Source organism: Niveibacterium sp. 24ML, assembly GCF_026586805.1.
Classification (GTDB): domain Bacteria; phylum Pseudomonadota; class Gammaproteobacteria; order Burkholderiales; family Rhodocyclaceae; genus Niveibacterium.
In genome coordinates this window covers 22700-49679 of sequence record NZ_JAPFHA010000023.1, presented here as the reverse complement: position 1 = coordinate 49679, position 26980 = coordinate 22700, and the positions used below count along the sequence as shown (strand labels likewise).

General features: G+C 64.9%; 23 protein-coding genes and 1 other RNA gene. 21 read left to right on the top strand and 3 right to left on the bottom strand.

Annotated elements, in window-relative coordinates; all coding sequences use genetic code 11:
- Positions 1-52 precede the first annotated feature (52 nt).
- From OPU71_RS17265 to OPU71_RS17255, 3 genes are all read left to right on the top strand, one after another.
- Entirely contained in the window at positions 53-1369 is a 1317-nt protein-coding gene (locus tag OPU71_RS17265) for a sensor histidine kinase (RefSeq protein ID WP_267729304.1), read from the top strand.
- A gap of 11 nt (positions 1370-1380) precedes the next feature.
- Entirely contained in the window at positions 1381-2694 is a 1314-nt protein-coding gene (locus tag OPU71_RS17260; protein ID WP_267729303.1) for a sigma-54-dependent transcriptional regulator, read from the top strand.
- A gap of 123 nt (positions 2695-2817) precedes the next feature.
- Positions 2818-3414, top strand: coding sequence for a pyridoxamine 5'-phosphate oxidase family protein (locus OPU71_RS17255; RefSeq protein ID WP_267729302.1), 597 nt, complete (start codon positions 2818-2820; stop codon positions 3412-3414).
- Here the strand turns inward: OPU71_RS17255 and OPU71_RS17250 are convergent.
- A complete protein-coding gene (locus OPU71_RS17250) occupies positions 3404-3589 on the bottom strand; it encodes a hypothetical protein (protein WP_267729301.1) in 186 nt (61 codons plus the stop codon). The genes OPU71_RS17255 and OPU71_RS17250 overlap by 11 nt on opposite strands.
- The gene (locus tag OPU71_RS17245; protein ID WP_267729300.1) at positions 3589-4494 is read right to left on the bottom strand and encodes an SPFH domain-containing protein; all 906 of its coding nucleotides are present in this window, start codon (positions 4492-4494) and stop codon (positions 3589-3591) included. The genes OPU71_RS17250 and OPU71_RS17245 overlap by 1 nt, the downstream gene beginning before the upstream one ends.
- A 94-nt stretch (positions 4495-4588) precedes the next feature.
- On the opposite strand from OPU71_RS17245, the gene rnpB reads away from it, so the two are divergent.
- The 18 genes from rnpB to OPU71_RS17155 all read left to right on the top strand — a co-directional run bounded on the left by rnpB (position 4589) and on the right by OPU71_RS17155 (position 25425).
- Positions 4589-5088, top strand: an RNA gene (rnpB, locus tag OPU71_RS17240) — RNase P RNA component class A.
- A gap of 369 nt (positions 5089-5457) precedes the next feature.
- Complete coding sequence (gene mraZ, locus OPU71_RS17235) at positions 5458-5904, top strand: division/cell wall cluster transcriptional repressor MraZ (RefSeq protein ID WP_267729299.1); 447 nt, start codon at positions 5458-5460, stop codon at positions 5902-5904.
- 8 nt (positions 5905-5912) lie between these two features.
- A complete protein-coding gene (gene rsmH, locus OPU71_RS17230) occupies positions 5913-6833 on the top strand; it encodes a 16S rRNA (cytosine(1402)-N(4))-methyltransferase RsmH (protein WP_420712396.1) in 921 nt (306 codons plus the stop codon).
- Positions 6830-7108, top strand: a complete 279-nt coding sequence (gene ftsL, locus OPU71_RS17225; RefSeq protein WP_267729297.1) for a cell division protein FtsL — start codon at positions 6830-6832, stop codon at positions 7106-7108. The genes rsmH and ftsL overlap by 4 nt, the downstream gene beginning before the upstream one ends.
- Entirely contained in the window at positions 7105-8853 is a 1749-nt protein-coding gene (locus OPU71_RS17220; protein ID WP_267729296.1) for a peptidoglycan D,D-transpeptidase FtsI family protein, read from the top strand. The genes ftsL and OPU71_RS17220 overlap by 4 nt, the downstream gene beginning before the upstream one ends.
- The gene (locus tag OPU71_RS17215) at positions 8850-10358 is read left to right on the top strand and encodes a UDP-N-acetylmuramoyl-L-alanyl-D-glutamate--2,6-diaminopimelate ligase (RefSeq protein WP_267729295.1); all 1509 of its coding nucleotides are present in this window, start codon (positions 8850-8852) and stop codon (positions 10356-10358) included. The genes OPU71_RS17220 and OPU71_RS17215 overlap by 4 nt, the downstream gene beginning before the upstream one ends.
- Positions 10355-11725: a UDP-N-acetylmuramoyl-tripeptide--D-alanyl-D-alanine ligase gene (locus tag OPU71_RS17210; protein WP_267729294.1), complete on the top strand. Its 1371-nt coding sequence runs from the start codon at positions 10355-10357 to the stop codon at positions 11723-11725. Before OPU71_RS17215 ends, OPU71_RS17210 begins: the two co-directional genes overlap by 4 nt.
- A 19-nt stretch (positions 11726-11744) precedes the next feature.
- Positions 11745-12833 (top strand): phospho-N-acetylmuramoyl-pentapeptide-transferase, encoded by a 1089-nt coding sequence (mraY, locus tag OPU71_RS17205; RefSeq protein ID WP_267729293.1) that lies wholly within the window; start codon positions 11745-11747, stop codon positions 12831-12833.
- 15 nt (positions 12834-12848) lie between these two features.
- The gene (gene murD, locus OPU71_RS17200; protein WP_267729292.1) at positions 12849-14231 is read left to right on the top strand and encodes a UDP-N-acetylmuramoyl-L-alanine--D-glutamate ligase; all 1383 of its coding nucleotides are present in this window, start codon (positions 12849-12851) and stop codon (positions 14229-14231) included.
- A gap of 53 nt (positions 14232-14284) precedes the next feature.
- Positions 14285-15469, top strand: a complete 1185-nt coding sequence (gene ftsW / locus OPU71_RS17195; RefSeq protein ID WP_267729332.1) for a putative lipid II flippase FtsW — start codon at positions 14285-14287, stop codon at positions 15467-15469.
- Positions 15469-16560, top strand: coding sequence for an undecaprenyldiphospho-muramoylpentapeptide beta-N-acetylglucosaminyltransferase (murG, locus tag OPU71_RS17190; RefSeq protein WP_267729291.1), 1092 nt, complete (start codon positions 15469-15471; stop codon positions 16558-16560). The genes ftsW and murG overlap by 1 nt, the downstream gene beginning before the upstream one ends.
- Before the next feature lie 64 nt (positions 16561-16624).
- Positions 16625-18013 carry a UDP-N-acetylmuramate--L-alanine ligase gene (murC, locus tag OPU71_RS17185; RefSeq protein WP_267729290.1) on the top strand — a complete coding sequence of 463 codons (1389 nt, stop codon included), beginning with the start codon at positions 16625-16627 and terminating at the stop codon, positions 18011-18013.
- A 3-nt stretch (positions 18014-18016) separates the two neighbouring features.
- Positions 18017-18937, top strand: coding sequence for a D-alanine--D-alanine ligase (locus OPU71_RS17180; protein ID WP_267729289.1), 921 nt, complete (start codon positions 18017-18019; stop codon positions 18935-18937).
- Positions 18930-19754 carry a cell division protein FtsQ/DivIB gene (locus tag OPU71_RS17175; protein ID WP_267729288.1) on the top strand — a complete coding sequence of 275 codons (825 nt, stop codon included), beginning with the start codon at positions 18930-18932 and terminating at the stop codon, positions 19752-19754. Before OPU71_RS17180 ends, OPU71_RS17175 begins: the two co-directional genes overlap by 8 nt.
- Positions 19751-20980: a cell division protein FtsA gene (ftsA, locus tag OPU71_RS17170; RefSeq protein WP_267729287.1), complete on the top strand. Its 1230-nt coding sequence runs from the start codon at positions 19751-19753 to the stop codon at positions 20978-20980. Before OPU71_RS17175 ends, ftsA begins: the two co-directional genes overlap by 4 nt.
- A 160-nt stretch (positions 20981-21140) precedes the next feature.
- Positions 21141-22280, top strand: coding sequence for a cell division protein FtsZ (gene ftsZ / locus OPU71_RS17165; protein ID WP_267729286.1), 1140 nt, complete (start codon positions 21141-21143; stop codon positions 22278-22280).
- A gap of 155 nt (positions 22281-22435) precedes the next feature.
- Positions 22436-23353, top strand: coding sequence for a UDP-3-O-acyl-N-acetylglucosamine deacetylase (gene lpxC / locus OPU71_RS17160; protein ID WP_267729285.1), 918 nt, complete (start codon positions 22436-22438; stop codon positions 23351-23353).
- 533 nt (positions 23354-23886) lie between these two features.
- Positions 23887-25425: a lytic transglycosylase F gene (locus tag OPU71_RS17155; RefSeq protein ID WP_267729284.1), complete on the top strand. Its 1539-nt coding sequence runs from the start codon at positions 23887-23889 to the stop codon at positions 25423-25425.
- Between the two features lie 58 nt (positions 25426-25483).
- Here OPU71_RS17155 and OPU71_RS17150 read toward each other — a convergent pair whose 3' ends face one another.
- Positions 25484-26956, bottom strand: a complete 1473-nt coding sequence (locus OPU71_RS17150; RefSeq protein ID WP_267729283.1) for an aminoacyl-histidine dipeptidase — start codon at positions 26954-26956, stop codon at positions 25484-25486.
- Between the last annotated feature and the right edge of the window lie 24 nt (positions 26957-26980).

Here is a 26980-nt window from a genome sequence, read left to right as displayed (position 1 = left end):
GTTACGGCGCGGGCCACTTGCCCGCGCGGGTTTTCGGAGAGCAAGGGCCAAGATGACAGACGAACGCACTTCCCGGCCCGCCAAGGCGGGGCTTTCGCGTTACGCCCGGCCAGCGCTGGCAGCGGCCGTCGCGGTGGCGGCGATTGCGGCGGTGTCGCTGGCCACGACGGTGTGGTTTGCGCGGGCCGGCCTGGATGCCGCTGCCAATTCCTTGGTCCGCGGCGAGGGGCATGCGCTGATCGCCACCATCCTCGATGACACCCGCGCAACCGAACGTCCGGTGACCATGACCCCCCTGGATCGCGAAATCACGCGGCGTTACAGCGCGGGGCTCCGTTATGTTGCAGTGGTCATCCGCGGCCATGTGATCGGGGCGGCCGGTACGCCCCTGCTTGAAACGCCGGGCAGCCTGCAGCGGCTGGAGTTGGGGCAGATGGTGATGCGCGGCCAGCGCGTGCGTTTGGTGGGCGCGCTGCCGCCGGTATTGCCGCGCGCACCAGGTGATGGCGAAATCGGCGATCCACATCGCCCGCCCGAGCAGCGGGGTGCGTTCCGGGGCTTTCTGGTCATTGAATTCGAAACATCCATCGTGGCGGGGCTTCAGGCCACGATGCTGCGCACGCAAATCATGGCGGGGGTTGCGGCGGCGGTGCTGCTGCTGATTGCCGCCGCGCTCTATCTGGCGTTCTTGAAGTTGGCGCGCGCCGAGGACGCGGCCGAGCGTGCCCGGCGCCTGGCGGCGCTGGGGCAGATGTCGGCAATCATTGCGCATGAACTGCGCAACCCGATCGCTGCGCTCAAGGGGCATTGCCAGTTGCTGGCCGAAGACTTGCCGCTGGGTACGCCCGAGGCGAACAAGGCGCGCCGCATCGAGGACGAGGCGCAGCGCCTGGAACGCTTGACCGCCACCTTGCTTGACTACGTTCGCGAAGGCCCGCTGGATCTGCGCGACATCGCGCCCGCCGAGTGGATTGCGACGGTGTTGCAATCGCTACCGGGGATCCGGGTCAGCGCCGATCTGAGCGAGGCGCCCGCCACGCTGCGGATCGACGCCGCGCGCCTTGGGCTTGCGCTGAGCAATTTGCTGCGTAACGCGGCGCAGGCCGCGCCCGACGAAGCGGTGGCGCTGTACGTTGTGGCGCGCGAGGTGCCGCGCAGCGTCGTGATCGAGGTACGCGACCGCGGCGCCGGCATCCCCTCTGGCGAAGAAGAACGCATCTTCGAACCCTTTGTCACCACACGCGTCAGCGGCACCGGCCTGGGGCTGGCGGCGGCGCGCCGGGCGGTCGAGCAGCACGGTGGTAAGCTCGACGGCGCGAGCCATCCGGACGGCGGCGCGGTGTTCCGGATTACGCTGCCGCGCAATTGAGTGAGGATGTGATGGCCCGGATTCTGGTGGCGGACGATGACGAAGGTGTGCGCAGTTTCCTTGTCGAAGCCCTCGCGCGAGACGGCCACCAGATCGTTGAGGCTGCCAACGGAATCGAAGCGCTCGATGCCTTGCGCGGTGATGCGTTTGATCTGGTGCTGAGCGATCTTCGCATGCCCGGTGTGGACGGCATCCAGGTACTGCGTGCGGCGCGCGCCTTGCTGCCGGCGCCCGAGGTGTTGATTCTGACTGCCTACGGTGCGGTGCCGACCGCCGTTGAAGCGATCAAGCTCGGGGCGAGCGACTTTCTTGAAAAGCCGGTGGCCAGCCCGGCCGCGATTCGCGACAAGGTGAAGGGCATGCTGGCGCATCGGGTGTCGGCTGCATCGAGCGCAAGCGCCGGGCCGCCGCAGTTGAGCTGGGGCGCGCCGGCCATGCAGCCGGTGGTGCATGCGGTGGAGCGGGTTGCGCGCACCGCGGCAACCGTGCTGCTGCAGGGCGAGACCGGCACCGGCAAGGAGGTGCTGGCCCGCGCGATCCATGCCGGCAGCCCGCGCGCATCCGGCCCCTTCATGGCCATCAACTGCGCGGTGCTGACTGAATCGCTGCTCGAGAGCGAATTGTTCGGCCACGAAAAGGGCGCCTTCACCGGCGCGCATGCCCTGCGCGTGGGGCGGATCGAGCTGGCGCGTGGTGGCAGCTTCTTCCTCGATGAAGTCGGCGAGCTGCAGCCTCCGATGCAGGCCAAGCTGTTGCGCGTGATTGAGGAGCGCAGTTTCGAGCGCGTGGGCGGCTCGCGCGCAATCACGGCCGATGTGCGCTGGATTGCCGCCACCCACCGCGATCTGCGGGCGATGGTGCGCGACGGCCGCTTCCGCGAGGATCTGTATCATCGCCTTGCGGTGTTTCCGATCCGCCTGCCGCCTTTGCGTGAGCGGCCTGAAGACATCGAGCCGATTGCCCGTGCGCTCTTGCAGCAGTTGGCGGCTGCCGCCGGGCGGTCGTCGATCAGCCTGAGCGACGATGCCCTGGCCCGGATCAGGGCGGCGCGATGGCCGGGCAATGTGCGCGAGTTGCGCAACGCGCTCGAGCGCGCCCTGATCGTGGCCGATGGCGAGCGGCTGTGCGCGGCCGATATCGTGCTCGAACACGATATGGACGAGCCCGCCGTGGCGGGCGACGCGCACGAATCGCTGGAGCAGATTGAGCGCCGCAGCATCGCGCGCGCGCTCGACGCCGCCGGCGGGCACCGTGCCGAGGCCGCGCGGCGCCTGGGTATCGGCTTGCGCACGCTGTACGACAAGATCAAGCGCTACGGACTTTGATGCCGCCGCGGCGGCCCGCCCGGCGGCTTGTCGCGCCGGCCGCCGCATGCCTGCCGCTGCCATCTGCCGGCGTGCAAGCCGGCCCCCTGAATTGAACCCTCAACAACTGGAGTGATGTTTTACATGTCTTCGATTGCCCCGCAACCCGCCGATGCTGCGCCGCCGTGGCGCCATGTGCTCGGCGCCGACCTGGCGGCGCACGCCCAAGACCCTGCCGCGATGTTCGTGCAGGTGGCCTCCCTGGATGCCGAACACCGGCCCAGCGTCCGGAGCATGAGCTTCCGGCGCTTTGGCCCGAACGGTGAGCTGGTGTTCGTGACCGACACACGCAGCGCCAAAGTTGCCGCGCTGAATGCGGACGGCTGGGGCGAGGCGTGCTGGTACTTCCCGGACGCCCGCGTTCAATGGCGTCTGGCGGGGCAAGTGGCGGTGCATGGCGGGGCGGCGCCTGCCGACTGGTCGGCGCTGCGGGCCTCGCTCTGGCGTGCGGGCAGCGACGAGGCGCGGCGGCGCTTCCAATGGCCCGCGCCAGGTCAGCTGCGTGCGCCGGCTGCGGCGTTTGTGACCGCGCCACCGCCGCTGGTGCCGCCTGCGCACTTCGCCCTGTTCGTGCTGGCAGCGCAGCGTGTTGAACGTTTGTGTCTGCGCTCGAGCCCCCATGCGCGGCGCAGCTGGGCGCAGGCGGGCACGAGTTGGGCTGTGACGGATGTCAATCCTTGATCTGATCGGGCGCTTCACCGCCCGGCCGGATGCCGCGCCGGGCGAGCGCTTCACGCAACAGGTACTCGATCTGCGCATTGGTGCTGCGCATCTCGGCCGCGGCAAGCCGCACCAGGGCATCCCACACCGCGGGGTCGATCCGCAGCGGGTAGGCCTTTTTGCCCGGCGATGCCATCAGGTGTAGAGCGTGCCGCTGTTGACGACGGGCGTGACCTCACGCTCGCCGCACAAGACCACCAGCAAGTTGCTGACCATCGCGGCGCGCCGTTCGTCGTCCAGCTCCACCATCTTCCGCTCTGCCAGTTGGGCCAAGGCCATCTCGACCATGCCGACGGCGCCTTCGACAATCTTGCGCCGTGCGGCAATCACCGCCTCGGCCTGTTGCCGCCGCAGCATTGCGTTGGCGATTTCCGGCGCGTAGGCAAGGTGGGTGAGCTTGGTCTGGTCCACCACCAGGCCTGCCATCGCAAGCCGCTCGCCAAGCTCCGAGGCCAGCGTTTCGGCAATCGATTCGGCGCCGCCGCGCAAGGTGCGCGAGGCCGGCACATCGTCGGCATCCATCGTGTCGTACGGGTAGGCGCTGGCAAGGTGGCGCAGGGCCGTCTCGCTCTGGATGCGGACGAAGGCTTCATAGTCATCCACGTCGAAGAGCGCCTTGGCGGTGTCGTCGACCCGCCAGATGATCGCGCCGGCGATTTCGACCGGGTTGCCGCGCTGATCATTGACCTTGAGCTTTTCAGTCAGAAAGGTGCGCGCGCGCAAGGACAGCTTCTTGCGGGAGAAGAACGGAATGCTCCAGCGCAGGCCGCGGCCGCGGTCGGTGCCGGTGTAGGCGCCAAAGAGCTGCAGCGTTGCGGCTTCGTTCGGTTGCAGCATGTAGATGCCCGGCACGATGAAGGCCAGGCCGAGCGCCAGCAGGCCCAGGCGCCATCCGGCGGAGGTCAGCTCGGTTTCAGAAGGGTCGCCGGAGGCGATGCCGATGAGCGTTGAGACCGCGCTCAGCAGCAGCCCGAGGGCGACGATCAGGGCGATGTAGCCGGAGAAGGCGATGCCGGCGCGTTCGTTGTGGGCTGGGGTCATTGCAGTCTCGCGAGATATCGAAGTGATATCACTATTGGTTGCCGGCGCTTGAATGTCAAGGCGCGGGGACCGGCAACCGGTAGAATGGGCGGCGGAAGTCCGCCAGGCAGTCGCGGTACCGCAAGGTATCGAGGAAAGTCCGGGCCCCGCAGGGCAGAATGCCGGCTAACGGCCGGGCGCTATAAGCCGAAAGGCCCAAGGCGACGGAAAGTGCAACAGAGAGCAGACCGCCGATGGCCCGACGAGACCAGTCATCATTCGTCGCGAGCGGTTCGGCGTGGTGTCGAGTCGCGCAGTCGTACGCAAGTACGGTGAGCAACGCAGGCGCCACGACGGATCGCGCAGCAGATTGATGGCTGCGTCGAGGATCAGGTAAGGGTGAAACGGTGGGGTAAGAGCCCACCGCGGACGTGGTGACACGGACGGCACGGTAAACCCCATTCGGGGCAAGGCCAAATAGGGGAGCGTTGAGGCGGCCCGCTGAGCTCCCGGGTAGGCTGCTAGAGCTTCGCAGCAATGCGTCGACCAGAGGAATGACTGCCCCGCCATCGCAAGGTGGCGCGACAGAACCCGGCTTATCGGCGGACTTCCACTTCCACCGAATCCTTCAGTCGTGTGCAGCACCCGGCCGCACGGAATCCCGCTTCGCATATTCCGCCCAATCGCCCGCGCGATGGGCGATTCGCGGCGTTGACGACGCCCCTCTAGGCACAATTTCTCAAGTCGTTTCTGCGCTAGTGCGCGTATCCCATTGGATTGATTGACTATTTCCTGAGCGGTTTTTTGCCCGCAATCGGTAAGTCATTGTGTTGTTTGAGAAAAGCTGCCAGAGGCTCGCTTGACCGGGGTGTTTCTTTTACCTAAAGTGGTGCGAAGTGGACAAAAATGGGAAAAAGTGGACATTGACTGCTCGCAGAGGTTGCGAAGTGGGAATTCCGCTCCCGATGAGTTGAAAGGGCTTGAATGTTTCAGGGCGCTGCCGCGCTGAGTCTCGATGCGAAGGGTCGCCTTGCGATCCCGTCGCGGCATCGTGACGCCCTGACAGCCCTGTCCAGCGGTCAGATGGTCATCACCGCCCACCCGCACCGCTGCCTGTTGGTCTACCCGGTGCCTGCGTGGGAGCCGATCCGCGACAAAGTGCTCGCGGCACCCAGCCTTGAGCCGAAATCAGCCCTGCTCAAGCGATTGCTGGTCGGCTTCGCGCGTGATGAAGAGATGGATGGCGCCGGTCGGGTGCTGATCGCACCCGAGTTGCGCCAGTTCGCCCAGCTCGACAAGCAAGTCTGGCTGGTGGGCCAGGGCAACCACTTCGAGTTGTGGTCGGACGCCGGGTGGCAGAAGCAGCAGGAAGAAATGCTCGCGCTGGGCGCGGATCTGCTGCCGCCGGGCCTGGAGACTTTGTCGCTGTGAGTGCGCCCATGTCCCATGTGACGGTCCTGCTCGACGAGGCCGTCAATGCGCTCGCGATTCGCCCCGATGGCATCTACGTCGATGGCACCTTCGGTCGCGGCGGCCACAGCGGCGAGATCCTCAAGCGTCTCGGGCCGGCTGGCCGCCTCGTAGCCTTCGATCGCGATCCGCTTGCGATTGCTGCCGGGCAGGCCCTTGGGGATGCGCGTCTGACGCTGGTTCACGAGGCCTTTTCGGAATTTTCGACCTCGCTCGATCGCCTTGGCATCGCGCAGATCGATGGCGTGCTGCTCGATCTGGGCGTGTCTTCACCGCAACTTGATGACGCCGCTCGCGGCATGAGTTTTCGATTCGATGCGCCGCTCGACATGCGCATGGATACAAGCCGTGGCGAAACCGCCGCGGAATGGCTTGCACGGGCCTCCGTGCAGGAAATCACCGAAGTAGTGAGGGGGTACGGTGAAGAACGGTTTGCTTACCAGATTGCAAAGGCGCTTGTTGCTGCTCGGGCAGGGCAACCTGTTACAACCACACGGCAACTTGCCGCGCTCGTGGAAACGGTCGTGCGCACGCGCGAGCCGGGGCAGCACCCAGCGACGCGCACCTTCCAGGCTATACGGATTCACGTCAATCGCGAGCTTGAAGAGCTGTCGCTGATCCTGCCTCAGTGCGTGAGTCGCCTCGCGCCCGGTGGCCGGATTGCGGTGATTTCCTTTCATTCGCTTGAAGACCGTATCGCCAAGCAGTTTCTGCGCGATGCATCGCATTCGGTGGAGCCGCCGCGCGGCGTGCCGGTGCGTGCGGCCGATCTGCCGCCGCCCTTGATGCGCCTGATCGGGAAACCGGTCCGCCCGAGTGCGGCCGAGGTGGCGGCAAATCCGCGGGCGCGCAGCGCGATCATGCGGACGGCGGAGCGCATGGCGACATGATCCGGCTTAACGTGATCCTGATCGTGCTGGTACTGGCAAGCGCGCTGGGCCTGGTCGCGTCGCAGCACCAGTCGCGCAAGCTGTTCTCCGAGATCGAGCGTCTGCAAAGCCGGGAGCAGGCGCTCGAGGTTGAGTGGAACCAGCTGCAACTTGAACAAAGCACTTGGGCAGCTCACGCCAGGGTCGAGAAGGTCGCGCGCGCGCGCTTGCACATGATGACGCCCGATGCGCAACACATCCTGGTGATCGATGCCGACGCCGGAGGCAAGCCGTGAAGAAGAATTTCACGTTCAACCACAATCCCCTGTTGTCGGAAAAGCTGCCGGTCTGGCGTGCGCGCTTTGTATTGGCTTGTCTGTTGATCGGGTCGATTGCCTTGATCTGTCGTGCGGCCTGGTTGCAAGGCGTGAAGGGTGATTTTCTTCAGGCCAAGGGCGAGTCGCGCTATGCGCGCGTGATCGAGCTGCCGGCCGATCGCGGCAAGATCGTCGACCGTCATGGCGAACTGCTGGCGGTGAGTACGCCGGTGCGGTCCGTGTGGGCGATTCCGGACGACATCACGCTGACGCCGTCGCAATCGCGCGAACTGGCGCGACTGCTGAACCTGGACGTTAATGAACTCAACCGCAAGGTCGCCTCGGACAAGGACTTTGTGTACATCAAGCGGCAGGTGGCGCCGGATGTTGCGGACCGGGTGCTGGCGATGAAGTTGCCGGGCATCCATGCGCAGAACGAATACCGCCGCTTCTACCCGAGCGGCGAGGTGGCCGCGCACGTGGTCGGCTTCACCGATGTCGACGACAAGGGGCAGGAAGGCATCGAGCTGGCCTTCCAGAGTGATCTGCTCGGTCATCCGGGCAGCCGCCGGGTGATCAAGGACCGGCGTGGCCAGATCGTCGAAGACGCCGAGTCGATCAAGCGTCCGCGCGAAGGCGAGGATGTGGTGCTCGCGCTCGACGCGAAGATCCAGTACCTGACCTACAGCGCGTTGAAGCAGGCAGTCACCCAGCACAAGGCAAAGGCCGGCAGCGCGGTGGTGATCGATGTGAAGACCGGCGAAATCCTTGCGCTGGTTAACAGCCCGACCTACAACCCGAACAACCGGGTTCGTCTGTCTGGTGCGCAGCTTCGCAACCGGGTGCTGACGGATACCTTCGAGCCCGGTTCGACCATGAAGCCCTTTGTGGCCGCCGCGGCGCTCGATAGCGGCAAGTTCCGCACGGACTCCATCATCAACTGCGCGCCCGGTCGCATGACGATCGGGTCGGCCACCATCTCGGACGCGCATCCGCACGGGGCGCTGACGGTGGCCCAGGTGATCCAGAAGTCCTCGAACATCGGTTCGGCAAAGCTGTCGCTTTCAATGACTGCCGACGAGATGTGGAAGATGTATGACGCGCTGGGCTTCGGGTCGCAGCTCAAGCTCGGCTTCCCGGGCGAGGCGTCGGGGCGTTTGCGGCCGGCCCGCGTGTGGCGGCCGATCGAGCAGGCAACCATGTCCTACGGTCATGGCATCTCGGTGAACCTGATGCAGCTTGCCCAGGCCTATCTCGCCTTTGCGCGCGATGGCGATCTGATCCCGCTCTCGCTGACCCGTGTCGAGGCGCCGCCCCTGCATGGCCGCCCGGTGTTCACGGCGCAGACGGCGCGTGAAGTTCGCGCCATGCTTGAAAGCGTGACGCAGACCGGCGGCACCGCGACCCGCGCGCAGGTGCCCGGTTATCGCGTTGGCGGCAAGACCGGCACCGCGCACAAGATTGAAGGCGGCGTGTACGCCAACAAGTACGTGTCCTCCTTCGTCGGTCTTGGCCCGATCTCCAACCCGCGCCTGATTGTGGCGGTAATGGTCGATGAGCCGACCGGCGGCGAACACTACGGTGGCGCGGTGGCGGGCCCGGCCTTTGCCGAGGTCATGGCGGGTGCCTTGCGCGCCCTGGGTGTGCCGCCTGATGCGCCGATCCGCCCGATGCAGGTGGCGCAGACGCGCCGCCTGGATGGCGAAGCTAAGGAGGGCATGTGAGCAGCCGTGAAGCCCGCCTGATCCTCGATGCGCTCACGTCGAGTGGCGTTACGGTCAGCCGACTCTGCGCCGACTCCCGCACGGTGCAGGCCGGTGACATCTTTTTGGCCTATCCAGGGGCCAAGAGCGATGGCCGCCGATTCATCGCCGATGCCGTCAAGCGCGGTGCCGCAGCCGTACTGTGGGAGCGCGAAGGCTTTGCCTGGGATCCGGCTCTGCTGGTGCCGCATCTTGCGTGGGACGGATTGGCGAAAGTGCTCGGCGACCTGGCGCACCTGGTGTACGGCGAGCCTTCAACGCGCCTGCGCCTGATCGGCGTGACCGGCACCAACGGGAAAACCTCGATCACCCAATGGCTATCGCGCAGTTTCACGGCAATGCATGAGCGTTGCGGCGTCGTGGGCACGCTGGGTATCGGCTACCCGGACGCGATTGAAGAAGGGCTCAACACGACGCCCGATGGCATCGTGCTGCATTCGGCGCTTGCGGATTTTGTGGCCGACGGTGCGCGTGCGGTGGCGATGGAGGTTTCGTCGATCGGTATCGATCAGGCGCGGGTGGCCGGGGCGCGTTTTGATACCGCCGTGTTCACGAATCTGACCCGCGATCACCTCGACTACCACGGCACCATGGAGGCGTATGCCGCCGCCAAGGCGCGACTGTTTGCCTGGCCAGGGCTGCGCGCCGCGGTCATCAACCTGGACGATGAGTTTGGCCTGGATCTGGCGCGTGACTGCGGCCCACGCCTGAGCAACACGATCGGCTACACCTTGGGCGACAGCCCGGAGCATCTGCCTGAGGGCGTGCATCCGCTGGTGGCTGTTGATCTGCATGGCACGGCCACTGGCCAGCGCTTCACCGTTCTCTGGAGTGGCATGCGGGCCGAGGTCGAAGTCAGCATCGTTGGCCGTTTCAACGTCAGCAACCTGCTGGCCGTGATGGGGGTGCTGCTGGCAGCGGGCCACGCGTTTGAAGACGTGGCCGGCGTGATTGCGCAGCTGCATCCGCCACCCGGCCGCATGCAGGCGGTGGGTGGCGTCATGCAGCCGCTGGTGGTGGTCGATTATTCCCACACGCCGGATGCACTGGAGCAGGCGCTCAAGGCGCTGCGCCCGGCCGCACAAGCGCGTGGCGGGCGCCTTGTGTGCGTGTTCGGTTGCGGCGGTGATCGTGACCCCGGCAAGCGCCCGATGATGGGTGCGGTCGCAAGCCGCCTTGCCGACCGTGTGGTGCTGACTAGCGATAACCCGCGCAGCGAAGACCCGCAGGCCATTCTGGCGCAGATCGCCGCGGGCGCAGGCCCGAGTGCGGTGGTTGAAGCCGATCGCGCTGGCGCGATCCGGCACGCGATCGATCAGGCCGCCGCTGACGACGTGATCCTGCTTGCCGGCAAGGGGCACGAACCCTACCAGGAGATCGCAGGCAAGCGCCTCGCCTTCTCCGATATCGAGCACGCGCGTGCTGCGCTGGATGCATGGGGCCTGCCCCCGGGGGTGCGTTCATGATGAAGCTGTCGGACTTCGCTGCGGCCATTGGTGGCACGCTGGTCGGCAACGACACGGAAGTCCTTTCGGTGGGAAGCGACACCCGCGCCCTGAGTGCGGGCCAGCTGTTTGTGGCGCTGCGTGGCGAACACTTTGATGGCCACACATTCTTGGCGCAGGCAGCCGCCGGCGGTGCCGCCGCTGCGCTGATCGACGCCGCGCACGCGACGGACGATCTGCCCCTGCCGTGTGTGGTGGTGCCGGACACGCGCCTGGCCCTGGGGGCTTTGGCGGCCTGGTGGCGCGCGCGTTTCGCGCTGCCGCTGATCGGCATTACCGGTAGTAATGGCAAGACGTCGGTCAAGGAAATGTGCGCGGCCATCCTGCGCGCCCAGGTGCGGCTGGATGGCGGTGACGAAAGTGCCGTGCTGGCGACCGTCGGAAACCTGAACAACGATATCGGCCTGCCGCTGATGCTGCTGCGTTTGCGCCCCGCGCATCGCTTCGCGGTGATCGAAATGGGCATGAACCATCCGGGCGAGATCGAGTACCTCACGCGCATCGCGCAGCCTACGGTTGCGCTGGTCAACAACGCACAGCGCGCGCACCTGGCAGGCATGGGCGGGCTCGACGCGGTGGCAATCGAGAAGGGCGCGATCTACCTCGGGCTGACCGACGCCGGCGTGGCGGTGGTCAACGCCGACGATCCGCACGCCGACCTTTGGCGCGCGAGCAATGCGCAGCGCACGACGGTGAGCTTCGCGACCGAGCGCGACGCCGATGTCCGCGCGCGCGCAGGCCTCAACCCGCTTGATGCCCGGGTGAGTCTGAGCACCGCGCAGGGCAACATCGACTTCACCTTGCATGTGCCTGGCGCGCATAACGTGCGCAATGCGGCTGCCGCCGCTGCGGCCACGCTGGCCGCCGGCGTCAGCCTTGCGGCCGTGGCCGATGGTCTGGGGGGCTATGGCGGCACCAAGGGCCGGCTGCAGGTGCGCGCCGGATACGCGGGCGCCACGATCCTGGACGACACCTACAACGCAAATCCGGACTCGGTGCGGGCCGGCATTGATGTGCTGGCCATGACGCCGGGGCGCAAGGTGTTCGTCTTCGGCGACATGGGCGAGATTGGTGATCGCGCGGCGCAGTACCACGATGAAGTGGGCGGGTATGCCAAGAGCCAGGGGGTCGATCTGCTCTTTGCGCTGGGCGAACACGCCGAAGTGGCAGCGCGTAATTTCGGCGAAGGCGGCCAGCACTACGGCAGTGCGGAGTCGCTCATTGCCGCCCTGCGCGCGGCGCTGACCCCGGATACGGTCGTGCTCGTCAAGGGTTCGCGGTTCATGAAGATGGAAAGAATTGCCGACGCTATTGCGTTGGCTGGCTGACAGGCAGGACACACCAGACATGTTGCTTCAACTCGCGCTGTGGCTCGGCGAAGACATCCGTACCTTCAATGTGTTCGGCTACATCACGCTGCGCACCATGGTGGCCGCGCTGACTGCGCTGGTCATTTCGTTCATCTTCGGGCCGCCGGTGATCCGCTGGCTTGCGGCAAAGAAGATCGGCCAGGCGGTGCGTGACGATGGTCCGAAATCGCACCTCACCAAGGCGGGTACGCCGACGATGGGCGGCGCGCTGATCCTGATCGCGATTGGCATCACCACGCTGCTTTGGGGCGACCTGACCAACCGTTACGTTTGGGTGGTGCTTCTGGTCACGCTGGGCTTTGGGGCGGTGGGTTGGGTGGATGACTGGAAGAAGGTCGTGCATCGTGATCCCAAAGGGCTGGCATCGCGCTGGAAGTATTTCTGGACCTCGCTGATTGCCGGTGCCGCCGCGCTCTACCTGGGCTTGACGGCCACCGTGCCGGCGCAGACCGAGCTGATCGTGCCTTTCTTCAAGTCGGCGGTGTATCCGCTGGGTGTCGCAGGCTTCGTCGTGCTGGGCTACTTCGTCATCAATGGCACGAGTCATTCGGTCAACCTGACCGATGGTCTGGACGGGCTGGCGATCATGCCGACCGTCATGGTTTCTGCCGCGCTTGCGGTGTTCGCCTATGTGGCCGGCCACATCGGTTTCTCGAAATACCTGGGCGTGCCCTACATCGCAGGCGCTGGCGAACTGGCGGTCTTCTGCGGCGCCATGTGTGGCGCCGGTCTCGGCTTTCTGTGGTTCAACGCCTACCCGGCGGACGTGTTCATGGGCGACGTCGGGGCGCTCGCCCTCGGCGCAGCGATGGGCACGGTGGCGCTGATCGTGCGGCAGGAAGTGGTGCTGTTCATCATGGGCGGCCTCTTCGTTGCCGAGGCGCTCTCAGTCATGGTGCAGGTGGCCTACTTCAAGTATTCCGGCGGCAAGCGGATCTTCCGCATGGCGCCACTGCATCACCACTACGAGTTGGGCGGCTGGAAGGAAACGCAGGTGGTGGTCCGCTTCTGGATCATCACGCTGATGCTCGTTCTGTTCGGTCTCTCGACCCTCAAGCTGCGCTGAAACAGGGGTCTGCCGGTGGAGTTGAAAGGTCTTCGCGTACTGGTGCTCGGGCTCGGTGAATCGGGTCTGGCGATGGTGCGTCATCTTTCACGGCAGGGGGCAGTGGTGCGGGTGGCCGATACCCGCGCTGCGCCGCCGGGTGTCGACGCCCTTGCGACCATGCCGCAGGTTGAACTGCGCCGCGGCACGTTCGAAGAAAGCTTGCTTGATGCGATTGAACTGCTTGCGATCAGCCCGGGTATCGATCCGCGCCAGCGCTTGCTGGAAGCGGCTGCGGAGCGGGCGATTCCCGTGGTCGGCGAGTTCGATCTGTTCGCCTGGGCACTGCGGGCAAGCGGACAGACGCCGCGCATCATCGCGATCACCGGCACCAACGGCAAGACCACGACCACCGCGCTGACCGGGGCGCTTTGCCAGGGCGCCGGCCTGGATACCGCCGTCGCCGGCAACATCAGCCCGGCGGTGCTCGATGAGTGGATGCGGCGTGAAGACGCGGCGACCCCGGCGGATGCGTGGGTACTCGAGCTTTCGAGCTTCCAGCTTGAAACCTGCCATGACTTCGCGCCAGATGCCGCCACCGTGCTGAACGTCACCGACGACCACCTCGATCGGTATGCCGGGCTCGATGACTATGCCGCGGCGAAAGCGCGCGTCTTCAGCTGCTGTGCGGTGCAGGTCATCAATCGTGACGACGCGCGGGTTCGGCAGATGCAGCGATCAGACCGCGATGCGGTGAGTTTCGGGCTCGGTGCGCCGGATCACGCTGATGCGTGGGGCGTGCTCGCGCATGACGGGCAGGATTGGCTGGCGCTCGGCGAACAAAGGCTTTTGCCGCGCACCGAGCTGAATCTGGCGGGTGCCCACAACGTCGCCAACGCGCTGGCGGCGCTTGCCCTCGGCCACGCGATCGGCCTGCCGGTTCCGGCCATGCTCGATGCGCTGCGCGCCTTCCGCGGTTTGCCGCATCGTGTTGAATTGATCGCCCGACGCGCCGATGGCGTTGCCTTCTACGACGATTCCAAAGGTACCAACGTCGCCGCCACCGTGGCGGCGCTTGAGGGGCTTGGTCTCAGGGTGGCCCTGATCGCAGGCGGTGATGGCAAGGGGCAGGACTTCACGCCCCTGCGCGAGGCCTTCGCGCGGCATGCGCGCGCGGTTGTGCTGATCGGCCGCGACGCCGGCGCGATTGCCGCGGCGGTCGAGGGCTGCGGCGTGCCTTTGCTTCGCGCCGATAGCCTGCCTGCGGCGGTGCTGCTGGCAAACGAGCAGGCGCGCGAGGGGGATGCGGTAATGCTCTCGCCGGCCTGCGCGAGTCTCGACATGTTCCGTAACTACGCCCACCGCGCCGAAGTTTTCTGCGACGCGGTCTGGGCCCTTCCGGGAGTGGCGCGGCGATGACGATGCGTGAGCGTTTCGCTGGATTCTTTGCCCGATCCGAGCCGGCCTTGCCGATGGGCTCGCATGCGGCCCATCGCGCCGTCGGGCGCTTGAGTGGCGTGCAGCAGACGCCGCGCGAGCTCGACCCGTTCCTGATCTGGGCGGCCGCCGCACTCCTGCTGCTCGGGGTGGTGATGGTGTTCTCTTCATCGATCGCCATGGCGGAGGGCAACCGCCATACGCAGTATCAGCCCACCTTCTTTCTGGTCCGCCATGTGATCTTCCTCCTGATCGGATTGACTGCGGGGGCAATGATCTTTCAGGTGCCGATCGCAACATTGCAGAAGAGCGCTTCGATCCTGTTCGCGATTGGCGTGGTGCTCCTGCTGCTGGTACTGATTCCCCACGTCGGCCGCGAGGTCAACGGTGCACGCCGCTGGATCGGCTTTGGCTTTGCGAACCTGCAGCCCTCCGAGCTGATGAAGCTGGGCGTGGCGATCTACGCGGCGGACTACACCGTGCGCAAGCTGGGCGACATGAAGAGCTTCCGGCGCGGCTTCCTGCCACTTGCCGGCGTCGTACTCTTCGTCGGCTTTCTGCTGCTGCGCGAGCCGGACTTCGGCGCCTTCGTCGTCATCACCGCCATTGCCTTCGGCATTCTCTTTCTGGGCGGCATCAACGTTCGCATCTTTGGTTTGCTGATCGCGGTTGCCATCGTCGGCTTCATCCTGCTGATCTGGCTCTCGCCGTACCGGCGCGAACGCGTGCTGGGCTTCATGGACCCGTGGCAAGACGCCTTCGGCAAGGGCTACCAGCTATCGCATGCGCTCATCGCGTTCGGGCGCGGCGAGTGGTTCGGCGTGGGCCTTGGGGGCAGTGTTGAAAAACTGTTCTATCTGCCCGAAGCGCACACCGACTTCCTGCTCGCGGTGGTTGCCGAAGAGCTTGGCTTCGTGGGCGTCATGACGGTGGTGGTGCTCTTTGCCATCGTTGTTCAGCGTGCGTTTTCGATCGGCCGGCAGGCCCATTCGATCGATCACCATTTCGCCGGCCTGGTTGCGCAGGGCATCGGCATCTGGATCGGCGTGCAGTCCTTCATCAACATGGGCGTGAACATGGGTTTGCTGCCAACCAAGGGGCTGACCTTGCCGCTCATGAGCTTTGGCGGCTCTGGCCTGCTCGCGAACTGTGTTGCGCTTGCGGTGCTGCTCCGGATCGACTGGGAAAACCGCCAGCTGACGCGCGGGGGGCGCAGTTGATGCGGCCAGCGCGCACCCTGATGGTCATGGCTGCCGGCACCGGTGGCCACATCTTTCCGGGCCTCGCCATTGCACAGGCGATGCAGGCACGCGGCTGGTCGGTGCGTTGGCTCGGTACAACGCAGGGAATGGAGAGCGAGATCGTGCCGCGGCATGGCATCGAGCTCGATGCGATTGCGTTCTCGGGGCTGCGGGGCAAGGGCATTGCCCACGCCGTGCGCGGCGCGATCGGCTTCGTTGCCAGCCTGTTTCGCTGCATTCGCCTGGTGCGCGCCGCACGAGCCGATGTTGTGCTTGGCATGGGTGGCTACGTCACGGTGCCGGGGGGAATCGCCGCGCGCCTTTGCGGCAGGCCGCTCGCGCTGGTCAACGCAGATGCGGCGCCGCTGCTCTCCAACAAACTCCTTGGCCCCTTCGCGCAGCGTGTGCTGTTCGGCTTTGCCGGTGCGTTCGGCTCGCTCGCCGGAAAGGCCGTTGTAACCGGCAACCCGGTCCGGCAGGAGATCTGTTCGCTCCCTGAGCCGGCCGCGCGCTATGCGTCGCGCAGCGGCGGCCTGAACATCCTGGTTGTCGGTGGAAGCCTCGGCGCGCGTGTCCTGAATGAAACGGTTCCGGAGGCGCTCGCCTTGATGCCGCCGGACCAGCGTCCGCGCGTCACGCATCAGGCTGGCAAGGCCAACATCGAAGCGCTGCGTCAGCGCTACGCCGCGCTGGGCATCGAAGCGGAACTGTTGCCCTTCATCGACGACATGCCGCAGCGTCTTGCCAACGCCGATCTGGTGGTGTGCCGCGCCGGCGCAATCACTGCGGCCGAGCTTGCGGCGGCCGGGGTTGCCAGCATCCTCGTGCCATTGGTCGTGTCGACCACCTCACACCAGCGTGACAACGCAGAATTGCTTGCGCGGGCGGGGGCGGCCATCCACCTGCCGCAGTCGCAGCTGACGCCAAAGCAACTGGCAGCCGCAATTCAGGGGCTGGACCGTGCGCAATGCCTTGATATGGCGTCCAAGGCGCGAGGGATCGGCCGGCCAGACGCAACCGAGCGCATTGCCGACATCATCGATCAACTGGCTGTGGGGAGGCATGCATGAACGCGCCCGGTTTGAGCACTGCAAGCCTGTACACTAGTGGGTTTTTCTCGCCCCGGTCAGAGTCATGAAACACAAGATCAAACGCATCCATTTCGTTGGTGTCGGGGGAACCGGCATGAGCGCGATCGCCGAGGTGCTCGCCAGCCAGGGCTACGCGGTGAGCGGCTCCGATCTGGCCGACAACGCGACGACGCGTCGCCTCGCAAGCCTGGGCATCCGCATCGTGCAGGGGCACGCCGCCGAGCATGTGGCCGATGCCGACGCAATCGTTACCTCGACTGCAGTTCAGCGCGACAACCCTGAGGTGCAGGCGGCCCGCGCGCGTCAGATTCCGGTGGTGCCGCGTGCGCAAATGCTGGGCGAACTGATGCGCCTGAAGCAGGGCATCGCCATTGCCGGCACGCACGGCAAGACCACCACGACAAGTCTGGTCGCAAGCGTGCTGGAAGCAGGCGGCATGGACCCGACCTTCGTGATTGGCGGGCGTCTGAACGCGGCCGGCGCCAACTCGCGCGTGGGCACGGGCGAGTTTCTGGTTGCTGAGGCGGACGAGTCTGACGCTTCCTTCCTGATGCTCAGCCCGGTGATTTCGGTGGTCACCAACATCGACGCTGACCACATGGAAACCTACGGGCATGACTTTGCCCGCCTCAAGCATGCTTTCGTCGACTTCCTAAACCGCCTGGCCTTCTATGGTGTGGCGGTGGTGTGCGTTGATGACCCGAACGTGCGCGAGATCCTGCCCTTCGTTTCGAAGCAGATCATCCGCTACGGCCTGAGCCCCGACGCTCAGGTGCGCGCAGAGAACGTGCGTGCGGTGGGTGACCAGATGCACTTCGATGCGGTGCGGCAGAACGGCAGCACCGTGCGTTTCCCGGTCACCCTTAACCTGCCTGGCATGCACAACGTGCTCAACGCGCTTGCCACCATCGCGGTGGCGACCGAGGTGGGCGTGTCGGACGAAGCGATCGCGCGCGGACTCGCGGGCTTCCAGGGGGTCGGGCGGCGCTTTCAGCGCTACGGCGAAATCGCCGCACGCAGCGGCGGCAGCTTCACGCTGGTCGACGACTATGGTCATCACCCGGTCGAGATGGCGGCCACGATCGCTGCCGCGCGCGGTGCGTTCCCTGGGCGCCGCCTGGTGCTGGCCTTCCAGCCGCATCGCTTCACTCGCACCCGCGATTGCTTCGAGGACTTTGTCCGGGTGCTCGGTACGGTTGATGCGCTGCTGCTCGCCGAAGTCTATGCCGCGGGTGAGGCGCCCTTGCAGGCCGCCGATGGCAGATCGCTGTCGCGCGCTTTGCGCGTGGCCGGCAAGGTCGAGCCGATCTTCGTTGAAGACATCGCGCAAATGCAGGAACGGATTCTTGAAGTCGCCCGCGATGGCGATGTGGTGATCACCATGGGGGCGGGCTCGATCGGTGCCGTTCCCGGAAAGCTGGCGCAGGTGTAATCGATGAGTGACGTCAAGCAACTTGGCAGGGTGGCGGTGCTGATGGGCGGCCCCTCGGCAGAGCGCGAGATCTCGCTGATATCCGGCACGGCCGTGCTTGATGCGCTGCGCGCGCGGGGCGTTGATGCACACGCGTTCGACCCTGCGCATCGCGAACTGTGGGACATCAAGCGCGAAGGCTACGAGCGGGCGTTCATCTGCCTGCATGGGCGCTTTGGCGAGGACGGCACTGTTCAGGGCGCCCTTGAAACCCTTGGCGTGCCCTACACCGGCAGCGGCGTGATGGCGTCGGCGCTTGCAATGGACAAGTGGCGCACCAAGCTGGTCTGGCTTGCGGCGGGGGTGCCGACGCCGCGCTACCGGATGCTCGGACCGGGCACCGATGCGGCCGAGGTCATTGCCGATCTGGGCCTGCCGCTGATCATCAAGCCTGCGCGCGAAGGCTCCTCGATCGGGGTCACGCGTGTCACGAACCTTGCGGAGTTCAGCGTGGCGTTCGAGTTGGCGTATCAGCTCGATCCGCTCGTGCTGGCCGAGGAGTTCGTCGTGGGTCAGGAGCTGACCGCTGCGGTGCTGGGCGAGCGCGCGCTGCCGCTGGTGCGCATCGAGGCACCGGAAGGCAAGTACGACTATCAGAACAAGTACTTCACCGATGTCGTGAAGTATCACTGTCCGTCGGGTATCGATGCCGCGCTCGAGGGCAAGATCCGCGAGGCTGGGCTGCGTGCCTTCCAGGTGCTCGGGTGCCGCGGTTGGGGCCGCGCCGATCTGATCGTGCGCGCGGACGGTAGCTTCGCCTTCCTTGAAATGAACACCGCACCGGGGATGACCTCGCACTCGCTGGTGCCGATCGCCGCACGTGCTGCGGGCCTGGAGTTCGAGGACCTCTGTGTCGAGATCCTCAAGGGGGCGCGCCTTGGCTGAGCATCAGCCCGCATTCGGCTCGCGGCTGCCGGGCGCGCGTCAAGCGCGCGACGGGGCGCAGTCCAACAGCCTGTGGCACCGGCCGGAGTGGCTCAACCGCATTGCGGACGTGCTGCTGCTGGGCGCTTCGGTTGCGCTCGGCTACGCCGCCATGCGGGCAATGCTTGCGATGCCCTTGTTCGGGTTCCGCGAGGTGGTGGTGATGTCGCCCCTCTCGCAGGTCACTACGGCCCAGTTGGAATTCGCCGCGCGCTCAGGCCTGCGCGGCAACTTCTTCAGTGTCAGTCTTGAGGAGGCCCGGACCGCCTTCGAAAAGCTGCCCTGGGTGCGCCGCGCCGAAGTGCGCCGCGTGTGGCCCGCGACACTTGAGATCAAGCTCGAAGAACATGTGGCCGCGGCCTACTGGCGCTCGGGTGAATCGGGTGATACCCGCCTGGTCAACCAGCAGGGCGAAGTCTTTACGGCCGCCAGCAACGCGCGTTTGCCTACGCTTTCGGGGCCGGAGGGCAGTGCAGCGCAGGTGCTGGCGCGTTACCGCGAATTTGCGGCGCTGCTGGCCCCGGCAAGCGGCGTCACCGCAGCGCTCACTTATTCGCAGCGACAGGCATGGCAGTTGCGTCTTGAAGACGGTTTGGTGATCGAGCTTGGGCGCGACGATGCGAAAGCCCCGCTGGCTTTTCGCCTGGCCCGCTTCGTCGAAATATGGCCGCGGGCGCGTGCCCAGATTGGCACACCGGTTCGCGTGGCGGACCTGCGTTACCCGACAGGATTTGCGGTGCAGCTTGCAACCGCATCAAGCAACAAGGCAAACCCATGAGCAAGGAATACAAGGATCTGATCGTCGGCCTCGACATCGGTACATCCAAGATCACCGCGCTGGTCGCCGAACTGAAGGCTGACGGCCGCTTCGAGGTGATCGGTGCGGCATCGCAGCCATCCAGCGGCTTGCGCAAGGGTGTCGTGGTCAACATCGAAGCCACGGTCGAGGCGATCTCCAAGGTAGTGCAGGAGGTCGAGATGATGGCCAACTGCAAGATCCGTGAGGTTTACACCGGCATCGCGGGTAGCCACATCCGCAGCTTCAACTCAAATGGCATGACGCCGATCAAGGATCGTGAGGTCACGCCGCTGGATGTCGAGCGCGTTATCGAAACCGCCAAGGCCATGCCGCTTCCGGCGGATCAGCAGATCCTCCACATCCTTACGCAAGAGTTCATTATCGACGGCCAGGATGGGGTACGCGAGCCCATCGGCATGAGCGGCGTGCGCCTTGAGGTCAAGGTCCACATCGTCACGGGGGCGGTCTCTGCGGCGCAGAACCTCGTCAAGTGCGTTCGCCGCTGCGGACTTGAGGTCAATGATCTCGTGCTGCAGCCGCTGGCATCGAGTTTTGCGACCCTGACTGAGGACGAAAAGGAGCTTGGCGTTTGCCTGGTCGACATCGGCGGCGGCACGACCGACATCGCCGTCTTTACCCAGGGCGCGATACGGCACACAGCAGTGATTCCGGTTGCGGGCGATCAGGTCACCAACGACATCGCCATGGCGCTGCGGACGCCCACCGCCGAGGCCGAGGAAATCAAGATCCGCTACGGCGTGGCAATGCCGGCGCTGGTTGATCCCGAGGCGATGATCGATGTCCCCAGCGTGGGCGAGCGCGCCGCGCGAAAGCTGACTCGGCAGGCGCTTGCCGATGTGATCGAGCCGCGCGTCTCCGAATTGTTCGAGTTGGTTCAGGCCGAACTGCGGCGCAGTGGCTACGAAGAACTGCTCTCGTCGGGGCTGGTGCTCACCGGCGGCTCGGCCGTCTTGGCGGGTGTCGTCGAACTCGGCGAAGAGATCTTCCACACACCCGTGCGTATCGGTATCCCGCATTACCAGGGCAGCCTGGCGGACATGGTCTGTCATCCCCAGTATGCGACTGCCATGGGCCTGTTGTTCGAAGCTGCGGCCCAGCGCCGCAGGGGGCTGCATGCGCGCGAAACGCGCAACATGAAACAGTCTTTTCAAAGGCTTATGGCCTGGTTTGCGCGCAATTTCTGAGGCTGCGAGTCAAAGTATTTCACGGCACCGCTCATGCATCTGGCACGGTGCCGATATTTAGTTGTAAACTTTCATTGGCGTACTATATTTAGGTGGTTGTCAAATTCCCCGACAGCAGGGGCAACCACCCGCGCCAGGGCTGAATCAGGAGGCTAGGCAGATGTTCGAGATCAGGGAAAAAGAAGCGGTCGGTACAGTGATCAAGGTGATCGGTATCGGCGGTGCTGGCGGTAATGCGATCGACCACATGATCCGCGAAGGGGTCAAGGGGGTCGAGTTCGTCTGCGCCAATACCGACGCCCAGGCTCTCAAGCGCAGCAGCGCCGGCACCAAGATCCAGCTTGGCGATTCAGGCCTTGGCGCCGGCGCCAAGCCCGAGGCCGGCCGCACCGCAGCGCTTGACGCGCGCGAGCGGATTGCCGAGGCACTGACCGGCGCTCACATGGCCTTCATTACCGCGGGCATGGGCGGTGGTACCGGCACCGGTGCAGCGCCGGTTGTTGCCGAAGTCGCGCGTGAAATGGGCGTGCTGACTGTCGCCGTTGTGACTAAGCCATTCGACTTCGAGAACCGTAACCGCGTGGCTGACAGCGGCATCGAAGAGTTGGCCAAGCATGTGGATTCGCTGATCGTTGTGCTCAACGACAAGCTGATGGAAGTGCATGGCGACGACGCGAGTGTCGAAGAGTGCTTCCGCTCGGCTGACAACGTGCTGCGCAACGCGGTCGGAGGGATCGCCGAAATCATCAACATCCCCGGCCTTGTGAACGTCGATTTCCAGGACGTCCGCACCGTGATGGCTGAAATGGGGCGCGCAATGATGGGCTCGGCCGAAGCGGCCGGCATTGATCGCGCGCGCATCGCGGCCGAACAGGCTGCATGCTGCCCGCTGCTGGAGGGCGTTGAGCTCTCTGGCGCCCGCGGTGTGCTGATCAATATCTCGGCTAGCCGCTCGCTGAAAATGAGCGAAGTACGTGAAGCGGTGAATACCGTGCGTGCCTTTGCTCATGGCGATGCCTTTGTGATCTACGGCACCGTTTTCGATGAAGCGATGGAAGACCGCATTCGCGTGACCGTGGTTGCAACCGGTCTTGGCGTCGCAAAGGCTGCGGCACAGAAGCCGCCGATGCATGTCATTCGCACCGGAACCGACAACGTTGGCATTGAAGTGAACTATGCCGACCTGGAGCAGCCGGCCGTCATCCGTCGTCAGCATCGCCGTACGACGGTCGAGGCGATGAGCGCAAACGGTTTTGGTACGCTCGATATTCCGGCCTTCCTGCGCAAGCAAGCTGACTGAAGCCTCGTGCCAGCAAGCCAAAACGCCCCGCCTGGTCGGGGCGTTTTGCTTTCATGCTCTGCTTGAATGACTATCCTGTTCATAGGGGGCGTTAATCGCCGCCTGTGATCAGCGTGATAAAATGCTTGCCAATCAATAATTTGCCGGGGGTGGGTATGCTGCGACAGCGAACGCTGAAGACGATCGTCACGGCGACCGGCGTCGGCTTGCATAGCGGCATCAAGGTCACGTTGACCCTGCGCCCGGCGCCGGCAGATACCGGTATTGTCTTTCGTCGTGTGGATCTTGATCCCCCGGTGGATCTGCCTGCTTCACCTTATTCCGTTGTCGATACCCGGCTTTGCTCTGGCCTGCAGCAAGGCGAGGCGAAAATCGGTACGGTGGAGCACCTGATGTCAGCCCTCGCCGGGCTTGGTGTCGACAATGCCTATGTGGATGTTGATGGCCCGGAGATTCCGATTCTCGATGGCTCGGCCGCGCCCTTCGTTTTTCTGATCCAGTCGGCCGGGATCGAAGAGCAATCCCAGCCCAAGCGCTTCCTGCGGGTGCTCAAGCCAGTCGAGGTCCGCGAGGGCGACAAGTGGGTGCGACTTGATCCGCATGAAGGCTATCGGCTCGCGTTCTCGATCAAGTTCAATCACCCTGCGATCGACCGAACCGGCACCGAGGTCGCCGTCGACTTTGCCGAGCACTCCTACACCCGTGAGATCTCGCGTGCCCGCACCTTCGGCTTCATGCATGAGGTTGAGTACATGCGCGATGCCGGCCTCGCGCGCGGCGGCAGCCTCGATAACGCCATCGTCATGGATGAGTACCGCGTCCTGAATGCGGATGGCTTGCGCTATGCCGATGAGTTCGTCAAGCACAAGGTGCTCGACGCAATCGGCGATCTCTACCTTGCAGGGCATCCCTTGCTGGCTGCGTACTCGGCCCACAAATCCGGCCATGCCCTCAACAACCAGGTGCTACGCGCATTGCTCGAGGACAAGACTGCCTGGGAGATCGTGAGTTTCGAGCGCGAGGAAGATGTGCCGGCTTCGCTCAACCATGCATTCGCCCTGCAGATTGCCTGATCAGGGCAGGGTGGCACCTGCCGCGGGCCGTTCCTCGGTTCGTGGCGCCGGGGTAATCAAGGTTGTGGCGTTTAGCCACTGAAACTCGCAAAGAACTGGCCGCGTCACTGGTCAGTGCTTACCTACCCAGACCATCGGCACCCTAAGCCTTCGCCGCGATGCGCGGCTGCGCGCATGGCCGCCGAGTACGCCTCGCGGGCATCGCCTGCTCCTTCCACGCCTTGAGCCTCAGGGCCAACAAGCCTTCGGTCAGACGAGTCCAAGGCTTGCGTCAGGACTGAAGCTGGCGCCAACGCACACACCTTTACAGCGCCGATCGCGAAGAGGAGACTTGTTCTGTCGCTCGCCTCCCGGATGCCTGCTGCAAGCGTGCTCGTTTGCTTGCATCGCGGCGGCCCGAAGCGTCGCCGACAAGTGGCGGCGCCAGTTCGGGCCGTTTGCCAGGGCTGAGTGATTCGCAGCGCTGGCGCCAATGCATTGCGCCGGGTGCGCGGCACTCGGCGTGATTCCAAAAAACTGTTGGAGCTTGGATCATGACCGGCGTGTCGCTGAAACAGCTTTCAGTCTTTGGTTTCCGGGTTCGTGTTTGTCTGTGTGTTGTTGCAATGGCTTTACTGGCAGCGGCAAACCCGGCCGTCGCCGCAAAGCCTGAGCCGGCTGCGGCCAAGGGTGAGCTGACGATTCCCCTTGAAGAAGCGATGAAGCCCTGGACCGGCGACCTGGACGCGATGATCGAGCGCAAGGTCATTCGCGTTCTGGTGGTCTACAGCAAGACCTTCTACTTCCTCGACAAGGGCGCACAGCGCGGTGCCACCTATGACACCTTCCGTGTCTTTGAAGACGAGCTGAACAAGTCGCTCGCGAAGGAAGGCAAGCTCAAGAACAAGTACATCAAGGCCAAGGTGGTCTTCATTCCGGTTGGCCGCGACGAACTGCTGCCGGCGCTGGCAGCCGGCAAGGGCGATATTGCGGCGGCGAACCTGACGATCACCGATGCGCGCAAGCAGTTGGTCGACTTCTCTGCGCCGGTCTACCCGGATGTAAGCGAGGTGGTGGTGTCCAGCCCGGGGGCGGCGCCGCTGGCAAGCGTGAATGATCTGGCCGGGAAGACGGTTTTCGTGCGCAAGTCGTCCAGCTACCACGAGAGTCTGCTTGCGCTCAACCAGACGCTCACCAAGGCGAAGAAGAGCCCGGTCGTGATCAAGCTGGCGCCTGAGAGTCTGGAGGATGAGGACCTGATCGAGATGGTGAACGCGGGTTTGATCCCCTTGATCATTGTCGATAAGCACAAAGCCGATTTCTGGAAGCAGGTGTTCCCGAACATCAACGTCAATGCGGCGGCGGCCGTTCGTTCCGGGGCGACGGTGGCTTGGGCGATGCGCAAGGGCAGCCCGCAGCTCAAGGCGGCGCTTGATGGCTTCCTTAGCCGCCACGGCCAGGGTACGGCGATGCGCAACACCATCCTCAATCGCTATCTCAAGAGCGCCAAGTATGTGAAGGACGCGGCGTCCGAGGCCGAGCGCAAGAAGTTCTTCGCCCTCAAGGGCTTCTTCGAGAAGTACGGCGAGAAATACGATGTGGATTGGCTGCTGATGGCCGCGCAGGGCTATCAGGAGTCGCAGCTGAATCAAGCCGCCAAGAGCCGGGTCGGGGCGATCGGGGTGATGCAGGTGATGCCTGCAACCGGCAAGGACCTGGCTGTGGGCGACATTCGCCAGACCGAGCCGAACGTCCACGCCGGCATCAAGTACATGCGCTGGATGATCGACAACTACTACGGCGATCAACCGATGAGCCAGCTGGACAAAGCCTTGTTCTCGTTTGCTTCGTACAACGCCGGCGCAGGCCGCATCTCGCAGTTGCGCAAGGAAGCGGAAAAACGCGGCCTGAATCCGAACGTCTGGTTCCACAACGTCGAGTATGTGGCGGCCGACAAGATTGGCGCAGAGACGGTGACCTACGTTGGCAACATCTACAAGTACTACATTGCCTACCAGTTGGTGGAAGAGGCGCGGCTTGAGCGCAAGGCCGCCCTTGAGCAAGTCAAGGATCAAGCGCCCGCTGCGCAGTGAGCGCAAACGCCCGGCAGCATGCATTCGTGCTGCCGGGTCGGTTCAACCGGGCGGCGTCTTAGCGTTCAGCCGGAATCGCCGCCACGACTGCGCAGAGCAGCTTCCAGCACTTCGCGACTGATTCGATGTTCACCCGTTCGCCCGGCGCGTGGGCGCCGCGGATGTCGGGGCCAAAGGAAACGATGTCGAGTTGCGGGTACTTCGATTTGAGAATCCCGCATTCGAGCCCAGCGTGTATCACTTTCACGGCAGCCGGGCCGCTCGCGAAGCCGCGCTGGTAGACCTGCTGGAACAGTTTTAGCAAATCCGAATCCGGGTTCGGCGCCCAACCGGGGTAGGCGCCTTCGGTTTGTACCGCAGCACCGGCCAGCGAGAAGAGGCTTTCGATTTCGGCCGCGAGCGCCTGCACGCCAGAATCGAGCAGCGAGCGCACCATCAGGTTGGCAAAGCCGGTGCCATCGGAGATTTTCACAACGCCGAGGTTGTTCGAGGTTTCCACCACGCCAGCCACCCGCTGGCTCATGCGGCGCACGCCGTGTGGTGCGGCGTGCAGCGCGGCGAGGATGTTGCGTTGGTCGGCGCCGCTCATTGCGCTGTGCGCGATGCCGTCTTCCGGGCCGAAGCGGACGCTCACGCCTTCATCCACGCCGGCCAGTTCGCCACGCACCAGCACGTCAAAATCTTCAATGCGGCTGGCAACCCGCTCGGCCAGTTCGCGCGGCAGGGCAATGCGGGCACGGGCTTCGCGCGCCAGCGCGTTGCGGGCGCTGCCGCCTTCGAGTTCAACCAGGCGGATGTCGTTGCCGAAGCGGCCTTCGAGGCTGCGCAGCAGGCGCACCAGAATCTTGATCGCGTTGCCGCGCTCAAGGTGGATGTCGACACCCGAGTGGCCGCCGCGCAATCCACCCACATCAATTTCATAGTTCGCGAAACCGCTCGGCAGCGCTTCGCTGGTGTAGCGGAAGCTCACGTTCACATCGACCCCGCCGGCGCAGCCCAGGTAGAACTCGCCCCACTCTTCGGTGTCGATGTTGATCATCAGGCTGCCTTGCAGCAGGCCCGGCTCCAGCCCCAATGCGCCGCCCATGCCGGCTTCTTCGTCCACTGTCAGCAGTACTTCCAGCGGCGGGTGTGGCAAATCGGTGGATTCGAGCAGCGCGAGCGCCAGCGCAACGCCGATGCCGTTGTCGGCGCCCAGCGTGGTGTTCGGTGCGACCAGCCAGTCGCCCTGCAACTCGGCCTGGATCGGATCACGCTGGAAGTCGTGCGTGGTGGCGTGGTTCTTCTGGCACACCATGTCGAGGTGGCCTTGCAGGATTACGCCCGGGCGGTTTTCCATGCCGGCGGTGGCTGGCTTGCGGATGATCAGGTTGCCGGCGCGGTCGACCATGGTGGCGAATCCGCGCGCGTCGGCCCAGGTGCGCAGTGTGTCGCGCAAGGCGTCTTCGTGCTTGGATGGGCGCGGCGTGTTGAGCAGGGTCGAAAAATGGCGCCAGACGGCGGCGGGTTCCAGCTGATCTAGTAAGGGCATCGTGGGTCCAGAAGGTTCGGTCGG

Coding starts and splice junctions, on each gene's coding strand:
- murG (WP_267729291.1), top strand. CDS start 15,469: ATGCGGCCAGCGCGCACCCTGATGGTCATGGCTGCCGGCACCGGTGGC.
- murC (WP_267729290.1), top strand. CDS start 16,625: ATGAAACACAAGATCAAACGCATCCATTTCGTTGGTGTCGGGGGAACC.
- OPU71_RS17245 (WP_267729300.1), bottom strand. CDS start 4,494: ATGACCCCAGCCCACAACGAACGCGCCGGCATCGCCTTCTCCGGCTAC.
- OPU71_RS17210 (WP_267729294.1), top strand. CDS start 10,355: ATGATGAAGCTGTCGGACTTCGCTGCGGCCATTGGTGGCACGCTGGTC.
- rsmH (WP_420712396.1), top strand. CDS start 5,913: ATGTCCCATGTGACGGTCCTGCTCGACGAGGCCGTCAATGCGCTCGCG.
- ftsW (WP_267729332.1), top strand. CDS start 14,285: ATGGGCTCGCATGCGGCCCATCGCGCCGTCGGGCGCTTGAGTGGCGTG.
- OPU71_RS17180 (WP_267729289.1), top strand. CDS start 18,017: ATGAGTGACGTCAAGCAACTTGGCAGGGTGGCGGTGCTGATGGGCGGC.
- mraZ (WP_267729299.1), top strand. CDS start 5,458: ATGTTTCAGGGCGCTGCCGCGCTGAGTCTCGATGCGAAGGGTCGCCTT.
- ftsA (WP_267729287.1), top strand. CDS start 19,751: ATGAGCAAGGAATACAAGGATCTGATCGTCGGCCTCGACATCGGTACA.
- OPU71_RS17260 (WP_267729303.1), top strand. CDS start 1,381: ATGGCCCGGATTCTGGTGGCGGACGATGACGAAGGTGTGCGCAGTTTC.
- OPU71_RS17265 (WP_267729304.1), top strand. CDS start 53: ATGACAGACGAACGCACTTCCCGGCCCGCCAAGGCGGGGCTTTCGCGT.
- OPU71_RS17250 (WP_267729301.1), bottom strand. CDS start 3,589: ATGGCATCGCCGGGCAAAAAGGCCTACCCGCTGCGGATCGACCCCGCG.
- OPU71_RS17150 (WP_267729283.1), bottom strand. CDS start 26,956: ATGCCCTTACTAGATCAGCTGGAACCCGCCGCCGTCTGGCGCCATTTT.
- OPU71_RS17255 (WP_267729302.1), top strand. CDS start 2,818: ATGTCTTCGATTGCCCCGCAACCCGCCGATGCTGCGCCGCCGTGGCGC.
- mraY (WP_267729293.1), top strand. CDS start 11,745: ATGTTGCTTCAACTCGCGCTGTGGCTCGGCGAAGACATCCGTACCTTC.
- OPU71_RS17155 (WP_267729284.1), top strand. CDS start 23,887: ATGACCGGCGTGTCGCTGAAACAGCTTTCAGTCTTTGGTTTCCGGGTT.
- ftsZ (WP_267729286.1), top strand. CDS start 21,141: ATGTTCGAGATCAGGGAAAAAGAAGCGGTCGGTACAGTGATCAAGGTG.
- lpxC (WP_267729285.1), top strand. CDS start 22,436: ATGCTGCGACAGCGAACGCTGAAGACGATCGTCACGGCGACCGGCGTC.
- ftsL (WP_267729297.1), top strand. CDS start 6,830: ATGATCCGGCTTAACGTGATCCTGATCGTGCTGGTACTGGCAAGCGCG.